General features: G+C 32.7%; 16 protein-coding genes and 1 CRISPR repeat array. Of the genes, 2 read left to right on the forward strand and 14 right to left on the reverse strand.

The features are described from left to right. Positions 1–58: 58 nt before the first annotated feature. From PND65_RS07765 to secA, 4 genes are all read right to left on the reverse strand, one after another. Positions 59–541 carry a DUF3284 domain-containing protein gene (locus tag PND65_RS07765; RefSeq protein ID WP_271991791.1) on the reverse strand — a complete coding sequence of 161 codons (483 nt, stop codon included), beginning with the start codon at positions 539–541 and terminating at the stop codon, positions 59–61. A gap of 140 nt (positions 542–681) precedes the next feature. Next, entirely contained in the window at positions 682–1,164 is a 483-nt protein-coding gene (locus PND65_RS07770; RefSeq protein ID WP_271991788.1) for a GNAT family N-acetyltransferase, read from the reverse strand. 169 nt (positions 1,165–1,333) lie between these two features. Next, positions 1,334–2,435 (reverse strand): peptide chain release factor 2 gene (gene prfB, locus PND65_RS07775; protein WP_271991786.1). Its coding sequence is split into 2 segments (ribosomal slippage): positions 1,334–2,362 and positions 2,364–2,435, totalling 1,101 coding nucleotides; the frame shifts between segments, so codons are not numbered across the junction. Then, positions 2,435–4,831, reverse strand: a complete 2,397-nt coding sequence (secA, locus tag PND65_RS07780) for a preprotein translocase subunit SecA (RefSeq protein ID WP_087159205.1) — start codon at positions 4,829–4,831, stop codon at positions 2,435–2,437. The genes prfB and secA overlap by 1 nt, the downstream gene beginning before the upstream one ends. Before the next feature lie 165 nt (positions 4,832–4,996). Between secA and PND65_RS07785 the strand changes: the two genes are divergently transcribed. Further along, a complete protein-coding gene (locus PND65_RS07785; RefSeq protein WP_087159206.1) occupies positions 4,997–5,320 on the forward strand; it encodes a hypothetical protein in 324 nt (107 codons plus the stop codon). A gap of 21 nt (positions 5,321–5,341) precedes the next feature. Here PND65_RS07785 and PND65_RS07790 read toward each other — a convergent pair whose 3' ends face one another. The 6 genes from PND65_RS07790 to PND65_RS07815 all read right to left on the reverse strand — a co-directional run bounded on the left by PND65_RS07790 (position 5,342) and on the right by PND65_RS07815 (position 12,085). Further along, positions 5,342–6,709, reverse strand: coding sequence for an aldehyde dehydrogenase (locus tag PND65_RS07790; protein WP_271991784.1), 1,368 nt, complete (start codon positions 6,707–6,709; stop codon positions 5,342–5,344). Next, positions 6,640–7,920, reverse strand: coding sequence for an iron-containing alcohol dehydrogenase (locus tag PND65_RS07795; protein WP_015535354.1), 1,281 nt, complete (start codon positions 7,918–7,920; stop codon positions 6,640–6,642). The genes PND65_RS07790 and PND65_RS07795 overlap by 70 nt, the downstream gene beginning before the upstream one ends. A 92-nt stretch (positions 7,921–8,012) precedes the next feature. Continuing rightward, entirely contained in the window at positions 8,013–8,519 is a 507-nt protein-coding gene (bilS, locus tag PND65_RS07800; RefSeq protein ID WP_022355768.1) for a flavodoxin family protein BilS, read from the reverse strand. Between the two features lie 40 nt (positions 8,520–8,559). Continuing rightward, the gene (locus tag PND65_RS07805; RefSeq protein ID WP_271991782.1) at positions 8,560–9,897 is read right to left on the reverse strand and encodes an MATE family efflux transporter; all 1,338 of its coding nucleotides are present in this window, start codon (positions 9,895–9,897) and stop codon (positions 8,560–8,562) included. 48 nt (positions 9,898–9,945) lie between these two features. Further along, positions 9,946–10,746: a MerR family transcriptional regulator gene (locus PND65_RS07810; protein WP_271991779.1), complete on the reverse strand. Its 801-nt coding sequence runs from the start codon at positions 10,744–10,746 to the stop codon at positions 9,946–9,948. Next, complete coding sequence (locus PND65_RS07815; RefSeq protein ID WP_195191096.1) at positions 10,724–12,085, reverse strand: MATE family efflux transporter; 1,362 nt, start codon at positions 12,083–12,085, stop codon at positions 10,724–10,726. Before PND65_RS07815 ends, PND65_RS07810 begins: the two co-directional genes overlap by 23 nt. A gap of 195 nt (positions 12,086–12,280) precedes the next feature. Here PND65_RS07815 and PND65_RS07820 point away from each other — a divergent pair, with 195 nt between their 5' ends. Beyond that, positions 12,281–13,198: an Rpn family recombination-promoting nuclease/putative transposase gene (locus PND65_RS07820; protein ID WP_271992459.1), complete on the forward strand. Its 918-nt coding sequence runs from the start codon at positions 12,281–12,283 to the stop codon at positions 13,196–13,198. Between the two features lie 268 nt (positions 13,199–13,466). After that, positions 13,467–14,030: direct repeats of the CRISPR family, unit length 36 nt; unit sequence GTTATGTTCTAGCAAAAATTCAGATGGTAACAAAAC. Between the two features lie 45 nt (positions 14,031–14,075). On the opposite strand, the gene PND65_RS07825 is transcribed toward PND65_RS07820, so the two are convergent. The 4 genes from PND65_RS07825 to cas9 all read right to left on the reverse strand — a co-directional run bounded on the left by PND65_RS07825 (position 14,076) and on the right by cas9 (position 19,588). After that, positions 14,076–14,945: a hypothetical protein gene (locus PND65_RS07825; protein ID WP_271991486.1), complete on the reverse strand. Its 870-nt coding sequence runs from the start codon at positions 14,943–14,945 to the stop codon at positions 14,076–14,078. After that, the gene (cas2, locus tag PND65_RS07830; RefSeq protein WP_239455846.1) at positions 14,942–15,250 is read right to left on the reverse strand and encodes a CRISPR-associated endonuclease Cas2; all 309 of its coding nucleotides are present in this window, start codon (positions 15,248–15,250) and stop codon (positions 14,942–14,944) included. The genes PND65_RS07825 and cas2 overlap by 4 nt, the downstream gene beginning before the upstream one ends. A gap of 4 nt (positions 15,251–15,254) precedes the next feature. Then, positions 15,255–16,148, reverse strand: a complete 894-nt coding sequence (gene cas1, locus PND65_RS07835) for a type II CRISPR-associated endonuclease Cas1 (protein WP_271991483.1) — start codon at positions 16,146–16,148, stop codon at positions 15,255–15,257. A 110-nt stretch (positions 16,149–16,258) separates the two neighbouring features. Continuing rightward, positions 16,259–19,588 carry a type II CRISPR RNA-guided endonuclease Cas9 gene (cas9, locus tag PND65_RS07840; protein WP_271991480.1) on the reverse strand — a complete coding sequence of 1,110 codons (3,330 nt, stop codon included), beginning with the start codon at positions 19,586–19,588 and terminating at the stop codon, positions 16,259–16,261. Positions 19,589–19,603 lie beyond the last annotated feature (15 nt).

The raw sequence follows: 19,603 nt of genomic DNA on the forward strand, positions 1-19,603 counted from the left end.
GGATTCTATGGCTCACTCCAATGGATTGGCTGGCTCTCTCTATTGGACGAAGTGGCTCTCAACCATTGGAATACTCATTTTCTTGTATATCTTCTGTATTCTGTTTATTTTGAATATATGCTTCTATATTCTTTAACAATTTCTTTGCTCGCCTTTGTGCTCTTTTGTTATTCAATTTTTCCATCATTTTAGAACTTTTGCCTTCAACCGTAAATTCGCTGATAAAATCTTCTGAATATCTAACAGTGATCTTTTCGTCTTCTAACGATTCAATCTTATATGTCATGATATCGTATCCAGTCGATCCTTCAAATTTCACTTTATAAATCGAAGGAGCTTCAAATTCTTGGATAACTACTCTTGAATTTTCTTTCTTTCCAAAACTATTTTTGATTTTTTTGGAGTATGAAAAACCTTTCTTTAAATGGCTCTTTCGAATATTTTTTCCTGTTGCCTGACATGCATCATACACAACAGATTCAATAATCGTATCAAAGAAATCACTCGCACTCACATTCAACGTTTCACTAACTTCTACCATTTTTCCATCCTCCAACAGCATATATGACAAGTTTAATCCTTTCAATCTATCATTACAAGCTGATCCTTTTTAAATTCTATACTGAAAAGTCGAAGGATCACTTTTTGCAAATATTCAAGAGTATTTTTTTAAACTAAAATTTATAAATTAAGTTTCATATATATGGAAGTATCCATAGGACTATCATTATAACTGCTTATTTCATAAAATCCATATTTTTTATACATATGTATTGCACTTTTCAGGAACGGGAGTGTATCTAACAGCATGTACGAATACCCTATTTTCTTTGCATCATCTATGATTTTCTCAACTAACAGATTACCTATTTTTCGTCCTCTAAACTGAGGCCTTACATAGAGACGCTTCATTTCACAATTTTGACTGTCAATTTTTCTTAGCCCTATACAACCAGCTAATTTCTCATCACAATAAACCAAATATAATCTTCCATTAGGCAAACCATATTTGTTCTCCAAATGTTTCATTTCTTCACTATAATTTTGAATATCTAAATATTTTTGGAAAGAACTATCTTTTTCAATTAGCATAGCCGTATATTCTGTAAATAGTTTACTTACTTCTTCAGCTCGATTATAAGCATATACTATTTTTATTCCCACAACTACTTGTCCTCCTACATTGTTAATTCTAGTTATCAAAATCTTCCCTAGTCTCTTTTTTCATTGTGATACCTCCAACAAAAAATCCAATTTATAGAATTATTGTACTTTTATCCGTCTCTAATTACAGTATGAAACTTTTTAAAAAGATCACCCTTAAAAGGTGATCTTATTGAATTTGTGATTTTAGATAGGCAAAGATAAACTCGTCTAAGTCTCCATCCAATACGTTTTGTACCTGGCTTGTTTCACAACCTGTGCGAACATCCTTCACTAAACTATATGGATGCATGACATAACTTCGAATCTGGCTTCCCCACTCATTGGCTGCCTGAATGCCCTTAATTTCTGCCAGTTTCTTTTCTTGTTTTTCTATTTCTAATTGATAAAGTCTAGATTTTAAGATACGCATCGCTTCTTCGCGGTTTTCGTGCTGCGACCTTCCATTTTGGCAAGTTGAAACAATACCAGTTGGCTTATGTACGATACGAACAGCTGAGTCCGTTTTGTTAATATGCTGACCTCCAGCCCCAGATGCTCTTTTTGTCTCTATGATCAAATCTTCCGGCTTTACTTCAATTTCAATTTCATCATTGAACTGAGGCATTACATCCAAAGAAGCAAAAGAAGTATGTCTTCTCGCCCCAGAATCAAATGGTGAAATTCGTACTAAACGATGTACACCTTTTTCTCCTTTTAGATAACCGTATGCCTTATCCCCCTCAACCAGGAAAGTAACACTCTTGATTCCAGCTTCTTCACCTGGTTGATAATCTAAAACTGTAACTTTAAAGCCTTTCTTTTCCGCATATCGTGTATACATGCGATATAACATGCTGGCCCAATCACAAGATTCAGTTCCCCCAGCACCTGGATGCAATTCTAGGATTGCATTGTTTTGATCATATTCATGCGACAAAAGCACTTGAATTTCAAAATTCTCAAAGTCTTTTGCCATAGCATCATATTCTTCTTCTGCCAAAGCAATAAGCTCTTCATCGAATACTTCCTTAATGGCATCTGCCGTTTCATCCAAAGACTTTAAAGTATCATCTAAAGCCTGATAGCTGTCGACAATATTTTTTAGATTGTTACGTGTTCGAATTGCACTTTGAGCTTTCTTTTGATCGTTCCAAAATCCATCTTCCAAAGTTTTTTTGTCTAATTCTTCAATTTGATTTTTTTTATCAGCTAAGTCAAAGTGACTCACCTAGAGAATTTAACTTCTCCAGGTGAGTAGTCACTCCTTGTTTTAATTCATAAAGTTCCATTACGCTTTTGTCTCCCTACGAATTCTTACTTTTAATAAGAAGAAAGCAATTTCTCTATCGATACGTTTGTTCATATCTTCAAACATATCAAAACCTTCCTGTACATATTGCTGCAAAGGATTATTTTGTGCATAAGAACGTAAATAGATACCACTTCTTAATTTATCCATGCGGTCAATATGTTCGATCCAGTTTCTATCAATATTACGCAAGACAACAGTTTTTTCAAATGGCAAGAACTGCATCTTAACAGGTTCAATCTCTTTCTCATAATCATTCCAGATACGATCCAAACAATGAAGTTTGATTTCTTCATATTTCAAGCCTTCTAATTCCTGCGCATGAATAGCTCTATCTTCTGTTAAACCTGTCATCTCTAATGATTTACAAAGACCTGGAATATCCACTGTTTGTTTTTTCTCATCCAGAATATTTGCCTGTAATGTTTGATCCAATGTTTTTTCAAAAATCACATGTACCATTTCATGTACTTCTTCGCTTTCTAAGATGCGATTTCTTTGTGCATAGATGATTTCACGCTGACGACGTAATACATCATCATAATCTAACAATTGTTTACGCATATCAAAGTTATATCCTTCAACACGCTTTTGCGCCATTGTGATAGATTTCGTAACAGCTTTAGATTCGATTTGTTCATCCCCCATTTTTTCAAATAGTTTCTGAAGTTTTTCGCCACCAAAACGAACCATCAAGGAGTCTTCCAAAGAAACAAAGAATCGAGAGAAACCTGGATCACCCTGACGTCCGCTTCGTCCACGAAGCTGATTGTCGATACGACGTGATTCATGACGTTCACTACCAATTACCGCTAAACCACCCAATTTACGTGATTCTTCTGTCAATTTAATATCGGTACCACGACCAGCCATGTTGGTTGCGATCGTTACAGATTTTGGACGCCCTGCCATTGCGACGATTTCTGCTTCACGAGCATGGTTTTTCGCATTCAACACTTCATGTGGAATGCCTTCTTTTTTCAACATTTCACTGATCAATTCACTCGTTTCTACCGCAATCGTACCAACCAGAACAGGCTGCCCTTTTTCATAAAGTGCTTTAACTTCACGAACAAGTGCACGATATTTATCATCTTTATGGGCATAAATTTCATCTGGCAAGTCTTTACGAATTACTGGACGGTTTGTTGGAATGACAACAACACGCATATTGTATGTAGAAAGGAATTCTTCCTCTTCTGTTTTAGCTGTACCTGTCATACCTGCTAGTTTTTCATATAAACGGAAGAAGTTCTGATATGTAATAGTTGCCAAAGTAGATGTTTCTTCTTTGATTGGCACACCCTCTTTTGCCTCAATTGCCTGATGTAAACCATCTGAATAAGCACGTCCAGGCATCATACGACCTGTAAACTGGTCTACGATCACAATTTCCTGGTTGTCGCTAACTACGTATTCAACTTCTTTCATCATAATATAGTTAGCGCGCAAAGCTTGATTGATATGATGGACAAGTTGAGTATGGTTGATATCATACAAGTTATCTAATTTAAAATACTTTTCTGCTTTTTCCACACCAGCCTCACTTAACATGATCTGACGTGTTTTCTGATCAATATCATAATCACCTGAAATCAAAGTCTTTTCATGTGTAAATTTATCGGTTTCATATTCAGGAGCTTCTAAAGTCTTAACGAATTTATCGGCCTGGATATAAAGATTGGCAGTCTGTTTTTTACCCCCGGAAATGATCAATGGAGTACGTGATTCATCGATCAAAACAGAATCGACCTCATCAATAATTGCCATATGAAGACCACGCATTACACGATCTTTTACACTTGTTACCATATTATCACGAAGATAATCGAAACCTAATTCAGAGTTCGTTGTATATGTGATATCACATTCATAAGCTTCACGTTTTTCTCTTGCGTTTAATTCACGCTTATTTACACCTACTGTAAGCCCTAAAGCACGATAGATTCTCCCCATCCAGTCCGCGTCACGGCCAGCCAAGTATTCATTGACCGTAATAACATGAACACCTTTTCCAGCTAAGGCATTTAAATAAACACACATCGTTGCGGTCAAAGTTTTACCTTCACCGGTTTTCATTTCGGCAATATCACCTTTATGCATTGCGATTGCACCCATGATCTGTACTTTATATGGCTTTTCACCTAATTGACGATAAGCCATCTCACGAGCCGTTGCGAATGCTTCATATAAAATATCATCAATCGTTTCGCCATTTGCTAAACGTTCTTTATATTCTGTTGTTTTATCAGCTAATTCTTCATCACTTAATTTCTGCATCTCTGGTTCATAGGAAATGACTTTATCGGCCATTTTTTCTAAAGATGCCAATTCTCTTTGTTCTTCAGAGAACAACTTGCTAAATAATCCAGCCATAATTTTCCTCCCTTGAGTCTAAACTATTCTATATTCTATCACATAATTCAATTCAAAACTATCTCTGATACAGATTAACCATCGATTTTTACTTCATTTTAACAATATATTACCCTTTTATGACAATATTTTTCTATGATATACTTATCGATAGAGGAATTAAATATGAAGAAAAAAAGAATCATTATTTTTGCGATCATTTTGATCATTGCGACCACAGGATTTTTTTACTTAAAACCTAAACCTGAAACAACAGTCGACCAAGAGTGGTACACCATTGAAAATATTACGTTCGATCAAGAAAACAATAAAATATCAGGCACATCCATTTCCCCATACGAAGGAGAAATTGAAGTATATTTACCAGATGGTATCAATACATCAAAACTTAAAGATGGACAAAATGTTCAAGTCTTGGCTGGACCCGGTATGACCATGAGCCTGCCTCCTCAATTGATGAATTGTCAAAAAATAAAGATTATAGAATAAAAGAGCCAATTTTGGCTCTTTTTATCGTAAAAATATATGAATCAATTTATCATATAACTTGGAATATGGCTGATATCGAATTGGAAGATCCAGCCATGTTTTTTTATCTACGATGGATTTATAGTGCGTGAATGTTTTAAAACCTTCTTTGCCATGATATCCACCCATACCTGAATTGCCCACTCCACCAAAAGGCATATTGCTGGTGGCAAGATGAATGATCGTATCATTAATACATCCGCCTCCATATGGAACACTATGAGTTACCATATCAACTCTTGTTTTATTTGACGAGAACAAATACAAAGCTAAAGGAGATGGCTTTTCTTTTATAATATTGATACAGTCTTCAAAATTGGTAAACGTTAAGATTGGCATGATAGGCCCAAAGATTTCTTCCTGCATAACCGCATCATCCCATGAAACGTTATCCATTATCGTTGGTTCGATCTTCAATGTTTCACGATTTGTCTTTCCTCCATAAACGATCTTATTAGGATCTAAAAGTTTACTGATTCGATCAAAATGCTTCTCATTTATGATCTTGCCATAACTAGACAAATCTTGATATTGACGCTTAATTTCTTGAATTACTTCATGAATCAGTTTATCTTTAACAGAAGTATGAACATAAATATAATCTGGAGCTACGCAAGTCTGTCCAAGATTTAGATACTTACCAAAAACAATACGTCTTGCTGCCAGTTTTATATTAGCCGTCTCATCCACGATACAAGGTGACTTTCCACCTAACTCAAGAGTTACCGGTGTCAAATGCACACTTGCCTTGGACATCACCTCATGTCCTACATATGGAGAACCAGTAAAGAAAATGTAATCAAACTTTTCTTCTAATAAAGCCTGGTTTTCCTTTCTTCCTCCAAGTATTACACTCACATATTCTTTAGGAAAAACATTTGTCAGTATTTCCTCAATGATTTGAGAAGTATATGGAGAATATGCACTTGGTTTTACCATAACAGTATTGCCTGCCGCAATTGCATCAATAAGAGGATCAATGGTTAACATAAACGGATAGTTCCAAGGAGACATGACCAAAACAACTCCATAAGGGCATGGCATCTGATAACTAGAAGCATGAAACTGAGCAAGTGGAGTCATAACACGATGCTTACGGGCAAACTTTTTAGTATGGCGTATCATATATGATAATTCACTTAACACCATTCCAGTTTCACACATATAGCTCTCACTGGATGTTTTTCCAAGATCCTTATACAAGGCTTCATTGATTTGATCTTCTTTTTCTAAAATAACCCTTTTAAGTTTCTTTAAATATTCTATACGAGTATTTACATTTAAGGTCTTTCCGGAATTAAAGTAGTTTCTTTGGCTTTGAATGATTTCTTGGATCTGACTGGACTCCATACTACGCTCTCCTTCTTAACAATATCTAAATAAAATCTCTCCAGTTCTTTTTCATCAAAAAGTACAGGAACTGGATATAGAGGATTGGCTTCTTTAGAAGCATGATGGCATAATTCTGGAATATCTTCAACTTGAATTTCTTCGATCGATGAACCAATATCAAAGACATTGTTCATCTCTTCAATAGATTCAATCATACGTATAGCCGCAATTCGCTCATCGGTTGTTACATCTGCCAAACCCGCCGCTACTGCACAATCTTTTAAAGCTGGATACACTTTGGTTCCATATCCTCTCAACACAACAGGCAAAAGAATCGCATTGGCATAACCATGTGCAACACCATAACGTCCTCCCAGTGCATGCGCCAAAGCATGAACATAACCTACATACGATTTTGAGAAGGCCCATCCTGCAAGATACGCTGCATGTGCCATATTCTCGCGTGCCTTTAAATCATCCCCATGATGATAGGCCTCAAATAAATTTTCATAAATCAACGAAATCGCTTGAAGACTCGCTTCTCTTGTATCTTTGGTCGTAGACCTTCCAATATAAGCTTCAATAGCGTGGGTCAGCGCATCCATGCCTGTAGTTGCTGTTAAGAATGGTGGCAAAGACGTCGTCATTCTTGCATCTAACAAAGCATATTTAGGAATCAAGCAAAAATCTTCAATCGCATATTTAGTCTTATTTGCCGGATCACTGATCACAGCTGCAAGCGTACATTCGCTTCCTGTTCCTGCTGTTGTAGGAATAGCGATCAATACTGGTAATTTATGCAACACTTTTAAGACACCTTTCATCTTAGATAAAGGTGTGCGTTTTCTAACAACACGAATGCCTACGCCTTTTGCACAATCCATGCTGGAACCGCCACCTAGAGCAATGATCCCTTGACATCCATTTTCATGATAAAGCTTAACTGCTTCTTCCACATTTTCAACCGTAGGATTTACCTGTGTTTTATCATAAACACTGACTTGATACCCAGCATTGGTCAATGCTTCAATAATAGGCAAATGTAGACCAACTTTTATGATACCTGCATCCGTAACTAAAAGAACTCTTGAACATTGTTCTTTTTTTAAGACATCCGGTAATTTATCTAAAGACGAAATCGTTTCTGGTTTGCGATATGGCAAAACAGGAATTGCGATCTTAAAACAAGTTTGAAATACACGACAATATACTGACTTTAGTTTATTCATAACATGCCTCCTGTATGTTCACCAAGTAAACTGTTCACATTATAAACCTTTTGTCTTGCTTGTCAACAAAAAAGGTCTGTCTTAAAACAAACCTATAATGTATCTATCATTGAATGTGCCCATTCTTTTATGCGTTTTAAATCATCAAAGTCTGGATGACTCTTCGCTTTTTCAAAATTATCTAAACTAGCCAATATCCTTTCATCATTTGGATTCTTCTCTAACATCATAAGATATCGATTTTTTACAGAATCAGGCATTCTCCCCTGACAAAAATATGAACCCAGAAATTCATTTGATGAATCTATCAATTTCATCACCGTATCTAATAGACGTTTAAAATAAGCTTGAGATCCGCCAAATCCAGCCGTTTGGAAATAAGCAATCTTTTTATTCTTTAGACTTGAAAGTAAACTTTTAATTTCTTCACTACAGCATCCTTTATCTGTCCAAGAACCTACAAAATAAAGATCAGCATCAATGCCTTCCTGAAATTTTCCAAAATAAACTAAATCATTTTTCTGAACAACTTCTTTGATCCCTTGAGCAAGATATTCTGTATTTCCTGTATTACTTGAAAAAACGATGGCAATTTTCATAATACTCACCTCTTTAGATTAGATGATATCACAACAAGAATTAAATAGATACCTCAACAATCTTTTTTTCATGATCTGCAACTAAATTCGGACTTTGCAAGACCAGGGCAATTACAGACAAGACAACTTGAGTTGCTGGATAAGCACACCATACTCCAGTTAGTTGAAATAAAGATGAGAAAACGATCAAAAATACCGGTAATAATAAACAAGGTTCGATATAAACTAGAAATGTAGAATTTTTAGATCGGCCGGAGGCATAAAATACTGCTGAAGTAAGACGACTGATTCCAATAAAAGGAAAAGAAAGAGCTGTGATGATCAACGCCAGTTTTGTACCATCATATAGCGAATGAGAGACGCCAAATAATCCCGTTAAAGGTTCATTAAACAAATAAACACCCATAAATAAGATAACTGATACACCAAGAGAAACAAAGAAGGCTTTGCGATATAAATAATGGATCACATCTTTATTTCCTTTACCGTGATAATAGCTCAACAATGGCTGCACACCATCGCCGATACCCTGCAACAACAATTGAGCACTGGAAAGCACGTAAGAAATTACCGAATAAATTGTTAATGCATCGTTCCCACCATACATAATACATGTCCAATTGATCAAAACGATCATGATACATGGAATCATGGTTTGCCCAAAAGGTGAGATGCCTACAGTTACGATTCTTTTTATCAAAGATGCTGAGGGTACATAACAGTGCAATGAGATTTCTTTTAACTTTGATGCATATAAGAAAGCCAAACAACTTAGCGCAACAACTCCCTGTGCAATGATCGTTGCCAAAGCAGCTCCAGATAGTCCCATTTCCATCAGGAAGACAAAGATATAATCTAAAACAATATTAGTAACCAAACCACTGCTCATACAGATCGTCGCAACAATGGTTTTTCCATAATTACGAATCAAAGGACTTAACCCATTTCCTAAAACAGGTAAAAGGCCTCCACAAAGAATCACAAATATATAATCATAGGCATATTCATAAATAGTTCCAGAAGCTCCTAAAATCTCTAATAACGTTGGAGTCGCAAAAAATAAAACAATGGACAAAACAATACCGGCAACGATCAAAAGCGTAATTGTCGAACCTAAAGATCGATCTGCGCTCTTCGTTTCATCCCTGCCTGAAAAATAAGATAGCGCTACGGCTCCTCCAATTCCAATTCCAATTGCAGATGCATTTAAAATTACTTGGATTGGATAAACAAGATTGATAGCTGCTAAGGCATCATTCCCTACCGAATTTCCAACAAAAAGACCATCTACGATTGAATAAAAACCACTCAACAACATGGTGAACATAGATGGTAAAATATACTTCCAAAACTGTGAATTTAGATATTTACGCTCCATGATCATCCCTCCCAAATCAAGAGTATAAACATTGGAGCAACTCCAAGGTCAACTGTTTTTTATCGGCAAAAAAATTTCGGCATAATAGTGTTCATAATCTGTATAAAATGTAACCGGTATTTCACGAATAAGACAATGGTCCTTTAATTCAAGCCCATTTTCTTTGGCATATGCTTTCATCGGTTCAATATCTTCCTGACTTACCTTTCCATCTTTCATTCGTACAGCTCGATAGACACACTTTTGTTTATTGATCTTTGTTGAATTTTTCAATTCTTCTTTCATCTTCATTTTTTGAAGAAGCTGTGTTTCAATGCTGACAAAGGTTCGCTTTAGTTCCATCTGGTCTTTTTTTAATTCATAATGCGTGTAAAAAGCGCAAAGAACAAACTGATCCTGAGTCATATATTGAATATCATGAATAAAGAAATCTTCCTTGTCTTTTCCCTCAAATAATATAATCGATTCTTTAAAATCTTGAATAGAACATTCATTTTCATGATGTTCTATCATGTGAAACATCGATTTGATATGTGAAATCTTTTTTAATAACTGTTGTTCATAGTATATCTTTCGCTTGGTTTCTTCTTCCTTTTTCTCTATTAATTCAATTGTATAAGATGGTTTTAATGCCTTTGATAATTCATATATATCTGAAAGAGGAAAATCCAAATGACGATAATAAATAACATCTAATAATTCTAAGACATTCATCAATGTATACATGCGATAATTGTTTTCTGGATTCACATGAGGATGGACAAGTCCTTTTTTTTCGTAAAACCGAATTGTATCAGTACTTAAACCCAAAAGCTTGCTGATTTCACTAATCGTTGAATACTTTTTCATCTTCTGCTCTCTTTCTAGAAAACCATTTTTCTTTTCGAATACCCTGAACCACTCCTACGGCATCCGCTAAAAACCATCCAATTGGAATAGACCACCAAATCATGTGCTCGCCTAGAGTAGGCGCCAGTGCATAAGATAACAAAACTCTGGTTCCAAGAGATACGATCGTTAACACAACCGAAATGCCTGGCTTACCAACGCCTCTATAATATCCATACAACAAAAACAAAAGTCCGATTCCTAAATAACAAGCGCCTTCAATACGAAGATACTCCGCCCCTTTTAAGATGATTTCTGTCTGTTCCGGTTTAATGAATATCAACATCAATGTATCCGCAAAATTAAAAACAATAGTTGAAATCAAGAAACAAAATAAAGCTGCAACAATAACAGCTGATTTTGTTCCTTTACGTATACGTTCTTCTAATCCTGCGCCTTTATTTTGTGCAACAAAAGTTGAATAAGCATTTCCAAAATCCTGCACAGGCATATAGGCAAATGAATCTATTTTTACGGCTGCCGCAAAAGCCGACATAGTTACTAAACCAAAACTATTAACCAATCCCTGTATTAAAAGGATTCCAAAATTCATTACGGATTGTTGTACACACGTCAATAAAGAATAATCTTTGATTTTTTGAAATACACTTTTATCAAAATACCAATATTCTTTTTGTGGAAGTAAATCTCTCTGTTGAAAGAACACATACACAAAAAGCCCTATCGCACTTAAAGCTTGTGACATTGTTGTTGCGATAGCAGCACCTGCAACACCCATATGCAAACTAACAATAAAATAGATATCTAAGATTATGTTTCCAATTGCAGAAACACCTAAAAATAATAATGGTGTTCTCGAGTCCCCTAAAGCTCTTAAAAGTGAAGCAAAATAATTATACAAAAAAGTAAATAGAATGCCTAAAAATATATAAAATAGATAATCATGCGTGTCACTCCATATTTCTAAAGGAATCTGTAAAAAAGACAAAATAGGATCAATCAATAACAAGCATCCAGCCTCTAAAGCAACAGACAATAATCCTATACCAACAAAAGATATAAAGAACGCATTCTTCATCTTATCCATTTTTTTAGCTCCATATAACATGGAAAAAAGGACCCCACTTCCCATACAAAGACCTAAAATGATTGAATTCAAAAATGTCATCAGAGTAAAAGAGGAGCCAACTGCAGCTAATGCATTTGAACCTATAAATTGTCCAACAATAAAGGTATCTGCCACATTGTATAACTGTTGTAACATGTTCCCTAAAATCATAGGCAATGCGAATAACAATAATGATTTTGTCACTGATCCTTTAATCAAATTCTCATTCATGTTTAAAATTATACTAATATCAGCCTTCTTTTTAAAGAGCATAGAATCAAAGAACTATTCTAAAAAAATTTTTAAATTTTTTTGTCATTTTGGTCATTTCCGGTGTGATAGATAAGTGAGAGAGGATTGAAAAAACATAAATGCATGGTTCAATGACAATTCAAGTCTCTCATGATATATTGGAGGTGTGAAAAAATGATACAAAAAGAAAACAGCTTTGGTACGTTTGATCAGGAAATCAATACCTTCTTCAAGGATGCACATCACTTTGCCTGTCTGATCAATACCTGTCTCTATCAGGGTCAGGAGATCGTCAAACCAGAAAATCTGATGCTGGTGGATCCAAAGATACAGGCCTATACAAGAGATGTGCTGATGTTGTGGAATGGAAGATATGGTTCCTATTATCTGGGCATTGAAAATCAACTGATTGAGAACTATCCTATGCCGTATCGTATCCTACAGTATGACTGCCTGGTGTATAAGGATCAGATGGATATACTTGAAAAGGAACACAGGAAAAAGAAGGATCTAAGAAGCAGTGAGGAGTTTCTATCCGGGATCAAGGCAAGTGATAGATTGATTCCATGCATCACCATCGTGATCTATTATGGAACAAGACCATGGCAGACCAATTTCAGCATGAAAGATATGTTCGATGTGAAAGATGTAGAACACTTGAACGAATACAAGATGAATTTACTTGAAGTGCATAGTGATACGCATCGATATAAGGACAAGGAATTGGATCTGGTCTTTTCCATGACAAGAGATATATTGAATGCCAATTTTAATACGATAAGAAATAAATATAAACAAGGCATACCCAAGCAGGTAGCATTAGTTATTGCCAGCATGGCAAAAGATGAAGAACTGTATCAACAGATCAAGGAAGAAGAAAAGGAGGTTATTGTAATGTGTGAATCGTTAGACAGAATGAGAGAGGAAGCAAGAGCAGAGGGCAAAATCTTAGGTAAAACTGAGGGTAGAGAAGATGGTATTTTAATGATTTTAAAAAACTTATTAAGAAAAGGAATATCGGATTCTTATATCCTGGAGATCACCGGAGTTTCTTCGGAGTTATTGATGAAAGCTAAACAATCATTAAATTAGAATGTATAAAGAGGAAATTTTTAATTTATATCTTTCCTCTTTTTATTTATTTCCTTACTCAAACTGCAGCTAATGAGTATTTAATTACCTTAAAAACCAAAATCTAATAAACACCATCAAACATTAATTATGATTGATTAATTCGTATTTAATTGATTTAATATATTCTACAAAACATGTATAAATTATATAGGAAAGTTCAAATCATTCTTTAGAAGAATTCAGATGGTAACAAAACTGGCATTGTTGCGGTTTCGTTGTCTGCGCTGTTATGTTCTAGCAAAAAATCAGATGGTAACAAAACGATCGGTGTTAATGAAGTGTCTGATAAACGGTTATGTTCTAGCAAAAATTCAGATGGTAACAAAACATTTCGCTAGCTTTAAATTCATTTTCATAGGTTATGTTCTAGCAAAAATTCAGATGGTAACAAAACATATAAATTTTTCAAGTATCTCCAAAGGTAGTTATGTTCTAGCAAAAATTCAGATGGTAACAAAACGTTTACGTTTGTTATCTGCATTTAATGTACGTTATGTTCTAGCAAAAATTCAGATGGTAACAAAACGCTTTCAAGTTCGCTTTAGCTGCATTGATGGTTATGTTCTAGCAAAAATTCAGATGGTAACAAAACTTATTATAAGAATAGAAAAAAGAGGTGATCGTTATGTTCTAGCAAAAATTCAGATGGTAACAAAACGGGAAAGAGTCAAGAAAATAGAATTCGCTTGTTATGTTCTAGCAAAAATTCAGATGGTAACAAAACACGTCTTTTTTTCATATTTATTAGTAGCTTGTTATGTTCTAGCAAAAATTCAGATGGTAACAAAACCTCAAATAAATATTATCATAATTTGAGTATTTTTAAATATTAAGTTTATTTACTACCATATTTTATCAGTTCATCAATAATATCAATCTTTTTATAAGTGTATTTATCAATTATGTATTGTTTCATATATAACCTCACTTCCTCAATAGGTAGTATATTAGATGATTTTTGGTAGAAATATGCATAAACCTCTTCAATATTCGATAAATCAAAAACTTCATTCTCTATAATCGCGGCATCATCACTCATTTCTAAAACATAGTTTTTTGAGAAACAGATTACATAGCAATTCAATAAAGAATTTATTTGTTGAATTAAGTTTTGGGTAACTTCATCTAAATCAATAAAAACTATAATGTATTCATAAAAATTATTATTAAGAGAAATATATTTAATCAATTTGATTTGAAATAATAACAGTTCTTCAAAAGTTAAATCATATTCATCTTTCTGTAATTCATCAAAATAATATGGATTAATCAATTTCGATAAATGTTTATAATCCATTGCATCAAATAATGTATTCAACCCATTTTCATCTTTTAACTCTTCCGATAAAGATTCGAATAATAAGTTTATTGTATTAATCGTATCAAAGTACTCCATATCTTGTAATCTCAATTCTAAATACTTTAAGATCAAAGATTTTGAGTTCAGTTTACAATCTTCATTAATTGAAAAATCAGAATTAATTTCAACAAATAAAGTTCTTTTTACATCTAAATCCTTATCATTAAATAAAACTTTATTGGAATTGCCATTTTCTTTTCTAAATTCACTTTTGTTTTTAGAAAAATAGTTCCGAAACGATTGTTTAATTTTAAATTCATCTTGATTAGAAGAAAAAACATATTTGACTCTATTAATGGTAATATCATATTTATTATTTCCGTTTTTTATTGTAATTTTGTTCATATTTTAATAAATGAATCTCCATTTACCAGTTCTTCCTGTAGTGATTTTCCTCCAACAATAATTTCAATTTTAGAATATTGTTTTTCAGTTACTAAGAGTATTCTGATTTGACCAGATTTGGGTACATTCTTTCCCAAAACTCCAACATGTTTAACTGCGGCTTCTCTATTTGCAAAAATCTTGCAGTACACAGAATATTGCATCATAATATATCCATTTTTAATTAAGAACTTTCTAAACTGCGCATATATTTTTCTTTGCTCTTTTGTTACCACAGGAAGATCAAAAAATAAAATCAATCTCATAAAATCATAAGTCATATATTATAGGTAACGGAAATAAAACTCTATTCGTTTCACCATCCAAATAATTAAAAATTGAGTCTAAATATTGATTTATCGCATTCGCTATTGTTTGCTTTCGAGAATCTATAAGAATTTTCTTATTTGTCAATTGTATTAGCTTTTCTCGATGTTCTTGTTTAAACAATATTTCATCACGCATTGTATTATAAACAAAATCATCAACAATAGGGCGAAACACCTCAATAATATCATCGCTTAAATTAAACATATTTTGTTTTCCTTTATGAAATATTCCAATATTTGCAATATATCCTTTTGCTACAATGATAGAAGTTATTAATGATCTAAAAATACTATATCCATAGTTTAATCCTGCGTTGATCACATCATCATCAAATCGAATAAAGTCAGAACCAAACAATTCTCTAAAATACATTTTTGCAGCAAGACCCTCCCTATTTGTTCTATCATCTAACTCTATACTATCTACAAATTCATAAAGCTTTTTTATTACTTCATGACTCTTATTATTTTGTTTTAGAATTTCTATTTGATTTTCGATTTTGTATTTTACAATTATTGAATGTAACAGAGCTTTTCTTTCTTTTTCCCAAGAAATTTGTTTGTTTATATTTCCACTAGTTGCGAAATTTCCATTAATTGGAAGAATATAACTCTTAGGCAGATGATCTACTCCGCATATAATTGTGCATACATTATTCTCCGTCAATTTATTTATTAAAGGTACACTTATATTTGATTGATAATTATCGATAACTAATATCTGAATATCTGAAATTGGAAATAAGATATCATTGTCTTTAACCATTACTTTTAGATTATCTAAATACAATCTCAAATATTCACATTTTTCTACATATATAACTCTATGTCCCATAACAATTAAGGTAAAAGAAAAGGCTCCGAAGAGCCGAATCCGGGATAAACCCTTGTTTTGTTAGGTCATATGAATTTTTGCTAGAATATAACCATGAATATTATATCCTGTTAAAACTCCAATTTCAACTCGTTTTGTTTAACTTCATACAAGTTTCCTAAAACATCTGTTGCATATTTTTTAATATTTTTCACATTTAAAACCGATAACATTAATTGCTTTTTACAATACGTATATAAAGGTTTTACTTCAACAATTCCTTGAGAATCATTATTGGTTGCTGTAAATTTTAAAATTTCTGGTTTAACTCCATCATGATACCTAGGCTCTCCATGATTTTCTTTTGACTCATCATAGATAAATTTATCATTTTCTTTCTTTGTTATACCAATCAATTCATCATGATGCATAGAAAATAAAAATTCTGCTTTTTCATCAATTTTTTTATTTTTCTTTTCATTTTGATACCATTCTTTATCAATGCAATATTTGTCTATTGATTTTTGATAATGAACATCTTTATAACGTACTGTTACAAATCTAAATTTACCATCTATGCACTTGTAGAAATCTGTCCGATATGGACTGATCTGTTTCAGAATAACTTTTTTGTTTTTTGCACTATCTGGAGTAATATCAATATGATTTCCCAATTTTTCACTATCATATTTCATTGACATGATTACTGGTCCATTACCTTTCTTGGAGTACTTCTTAATAGGGCCGTTTTCTTCTTTGTACAGACTTAAAGGATTAATTCCGACAAGTTTTATTATTTCTTTTTCTTTTTTCTTTTCAATTTTATAATACTCTTTAGAATCTTTATAAGTATTATAATGATTAAAAATAATTTGTTTTAAAATATTAAATGTTTGTGGGTCGTTTTTTTCCATCAAATACTTATTCTTTTCTCCATTAAGAATATCTTCAGTAAGATTTTTAAACTTTGGATCATAAATATCACTATATTTTTCTATCAAATGATCTTCATTATCAATAATTCTTGTACTATAAATAGTTTCATCAGAAACTTTCCTATTTGGTTTAGTATCAATTTTATGAGAAATTTTAATCGGTTGATAGATCAATTCTTCTCTTTCTAAGATTCCTCGATAGTACATATTACTAGACTCATAAATAGTTTTAAGATTTAGTATATATCGAATATACTTATCATCAAAAAAAGCTTTATCTTCTGGTATCTCTTTAATTTCCCCTGTCATTTCATCATATAACGTTTCAAAACCATATTTTGCCAAATAACCATCTAACAATCTTAGCTTTTTAATTGATGCGACAATTAAAGCATCAATTGCATGATGTAAATAATCTTCATTTCGATCTTTTTTCAAGTTAATTCGTTTTCTAAACAAATCCGTTAATTTACCATTAACTGTATGCACTTTTGTATCAATTTCATTATCTTTAAAATAATCTGTTAAAGTATTCAAAACTACTCTATTGGCATAACTCGTATCGACTAAATTACGATTAATAAATTCTTGAATTACACTAAACTTGTTTATATCTCTTTCATCTAACAAATTATTCTTTTTCTTATGATTGTAATTCTTGTTTGCTAAAACATTTTCCTTGAATTTATTCCAAGTACAACCCATGCCGGCAAACCTTCCTGTATGAAATGCCATAAACGGAGTTAAGCTACCTTTTTGTTGATTTTCAGAATGTAATGCTAAAACTTTATTTGATTGAGAATCATCTAAAGAAATAGAAATAGGTATAATATGATCTATTTCAGTATATTTATCATCTTTAATAACTCTATGTAAATCTAATTCCTGTAAAGTATAAGCACTTTTCCCTTCCTGCATCATATATAAGCGTACTTTTTGTTTCGTCTTACCTTTCACTTTTTGAGGATCATAGCCTTTCTGTTGTAAAAGTTGATCAACCTCTTTATTCAAGCTTTCTAATGCCTTTTGCGAATCATTTATTCTTTTCTTTTGCTCCTGCGAATTCTTATCTCTAGTCATTTCAACAACAATAGAATCAAATTCACCATATTTTTTTCGCAAAGCGTTGATAACTTTAAAGGTTTCATTTTGTGCCCTTTTAGCAACTGGTGACAAAATAGCTTCTGGATCTGCCACAATATTTTTCTTACCTTTATAAGAAGGTCTATTTTTATCAAACATTTTCAACTCATGTAATAGCTGCATTTGATTTAAAGATGTTTTATACAATTCACTATCTAGTTCACGAATTGCCTTTAAAGATAAAGAATGATAGCCGACAATACCTGTTACCTCTGATAATGAATTGATAATATCATCAGATAAATCCCATTTAAGTTCTTTTAAAGCATCTTTTCTTTCATCGATACCTTTTTTCTTAGTAACAATTTCGATAATCTCATCTAACATTTCGTAATCTTCAAGACTAATCGACTGTCCATAATTTAAGAACAATTTCTTTAAAATTTTATATCCTTTAAACTCTGTGAAAAGAGCTTTCCCTTTTTTATCAATTCGATATCCCTTGATTTCATCTTCATTAACTTCTAATTTTTTTGATATTTGTCTTAAAGTAATGCTTCCTTTATCATTGATAATTTTTAAAAGATTCTTCTTATCTTCCTCTTGCAGCTTTTCTCCTTGGACGAGTAAATTATTAAAATCGTTCAAAATATTAAATAAATCTGCACTGATACTCATTTTAGGTGCTCTAAACTCATCAGGATACACACTACATTTACCACGCATTTTTTCTATCAAATCAATTTCCTGTACTTGACCATTAACTTCAATAAAACGTCCATAAGGAGTAGGAGAATTAAAGCTTCCAGGTCCTTCATAATAAGCTCTTCGTCTTTCAACAATTTGTATGATTTTATTTTTTACTTCTTCGCTTAAATTTTGGTGATTTAAAATTTCTTTTAGTTCTGCTACATAATCTTTTGTTTTAAAATTATTCTTATGATTACGAATTTTATTTTCAGTATTTAATCTTTCTAGTTGAATTTCACAAACAAATTTATTATTTGCTAATAAGAGTGCATTTTCATGCAGTGTTGATTTTAATTCACCTGTTTCTTTTGCTGTTGCCTCATCATCTTCGACGGTTTCAATAACACTTCCTCTATGTTTTGTGATATGTAAGATAGCCGCAGTCAATTCCTCATTTGTTAGTTCTTGTGTTAATCCTTTTTTTCTGATTTCGTATACATTTGGCAATGGACGATAACTTTCAGTCATTATTCCGGCTTCTTTTAAAACTTTCTGCATGTCCATTAAGCGCGTATGTTTTCTTGATAATAACCTTCTTCTGCTTCTGCTATTTCTTCTGTCTTCATTATTAGCTGCTGTTCCTTCTTTAAATAATCGAACCCCATAATCAATAAAATCATTCGTATCTAAATCTATAATTCCATAACCTACAGACGTTATACCAATATCTAATCCCAATACATAATGTGACATCTAAATCATCCTTTC

The sequence above is a fragment of the Faecalitalea cylindroides genome, from assembly GCF_028321995.1.
Taxonomy (GTDB): domain Bacteria; phylum Bacillota_I; class Bacilli_A; order Erysipelotrichales; family Erysipelotrichaceae; genus Faecalitalea; species Faecalitalea cylindroides.

Coding starts and splice junctions, on each gene's coding strand:
- bilS (WP_022355768.1), bottom strand. CDS start 8,519: ATGAAAATTGCCATCGTTTTTTCAAGTAATACAGGAAATACAGAATAT.
- PND65_RS07825 (WP_271991486.1), bottom strand. CDS start 14,945: ATGAACAAAATTACAATAAAAAACGGAAATAATAAATATGATATTACC.
- secA (WP_087159205.1), bottom strand. CDS start 4,831: ATGGCTGGATTATTTAGCAAGTTGTTCTCTGAAGAACAAAGAGAATTG.
- PND65_RS07820 (WP_271992459.1), top strand. CDS start 12,281: ATGATACAAAAAGAAAACAGCTTTGGTACGTTTGATCAGGAAATCAAT.
- PND65_RS07790 (WP_271991784.1), bottom strand. CDS start 6,709: ATGGAGTCCAGTCAGATCCAAGAAATCATTCAAAGCCAAAGAAACTAC.
- cas2 (WP_239455846.1), bottom strand. CDS start 15,250: ATGAGATTGATTTTATTTTTTGATCTTCCTGTGGTAACAAAAGAGCAA.
- cas1 (WP_271991483.1), bottom strand. CDS start 16,148: ATGGGACATAGAGTTATATATGTAGAAAAATGTGAATATTTGAGATTG.
- PND65_RS07795 (WP_015535354.1), bottom strand. CDS start 7,920: ATGAATAAACTAAAGTCAGTATATTGTCGTGTATTTCAAACTTGTTTT.
- PND65_RS07810 (WP_271991779.1), bottom strand. CDS start 10,746: ATGAAAAAGTATTCAACGATTAGTGAAATCAGCAAGCTTTTGGGTTTA.
- cas9 (WP_271991480.1), bottom strand. CDS start 19,588: ATGTCACATTATGTATTGGGATTAGATATTGGTATAACGTCTGTAGGT.
- PND65_RS07805 (WP_271991782.1), bottom strand. CDS start 9,897: ATGGAGCGTAAATATCTAAATTCACAGTTTTGGAAGTATATTTTACCA.
- PND65_RS07765 (WP_271991791.1), bottom strand. CDS start 541: ATGGTAGAAGTTAGTGAAACGTTGAATGTGAGTGCGAGTGATTTCTTT.
- PND65_RS07815 (WP_195191096.1), bottom strand. CDS start 12,085: ATGAATGAGAATTTGATTAAAGGATCAGTGACAAAATCATTATTGTTA.
- PND65_RS07785 (WP_087159206.1), top strand. CDS start 4,997: ATGAAGAAAAAAAGAATCATTATTTTTGCGATCATTTTGATCATTGCG.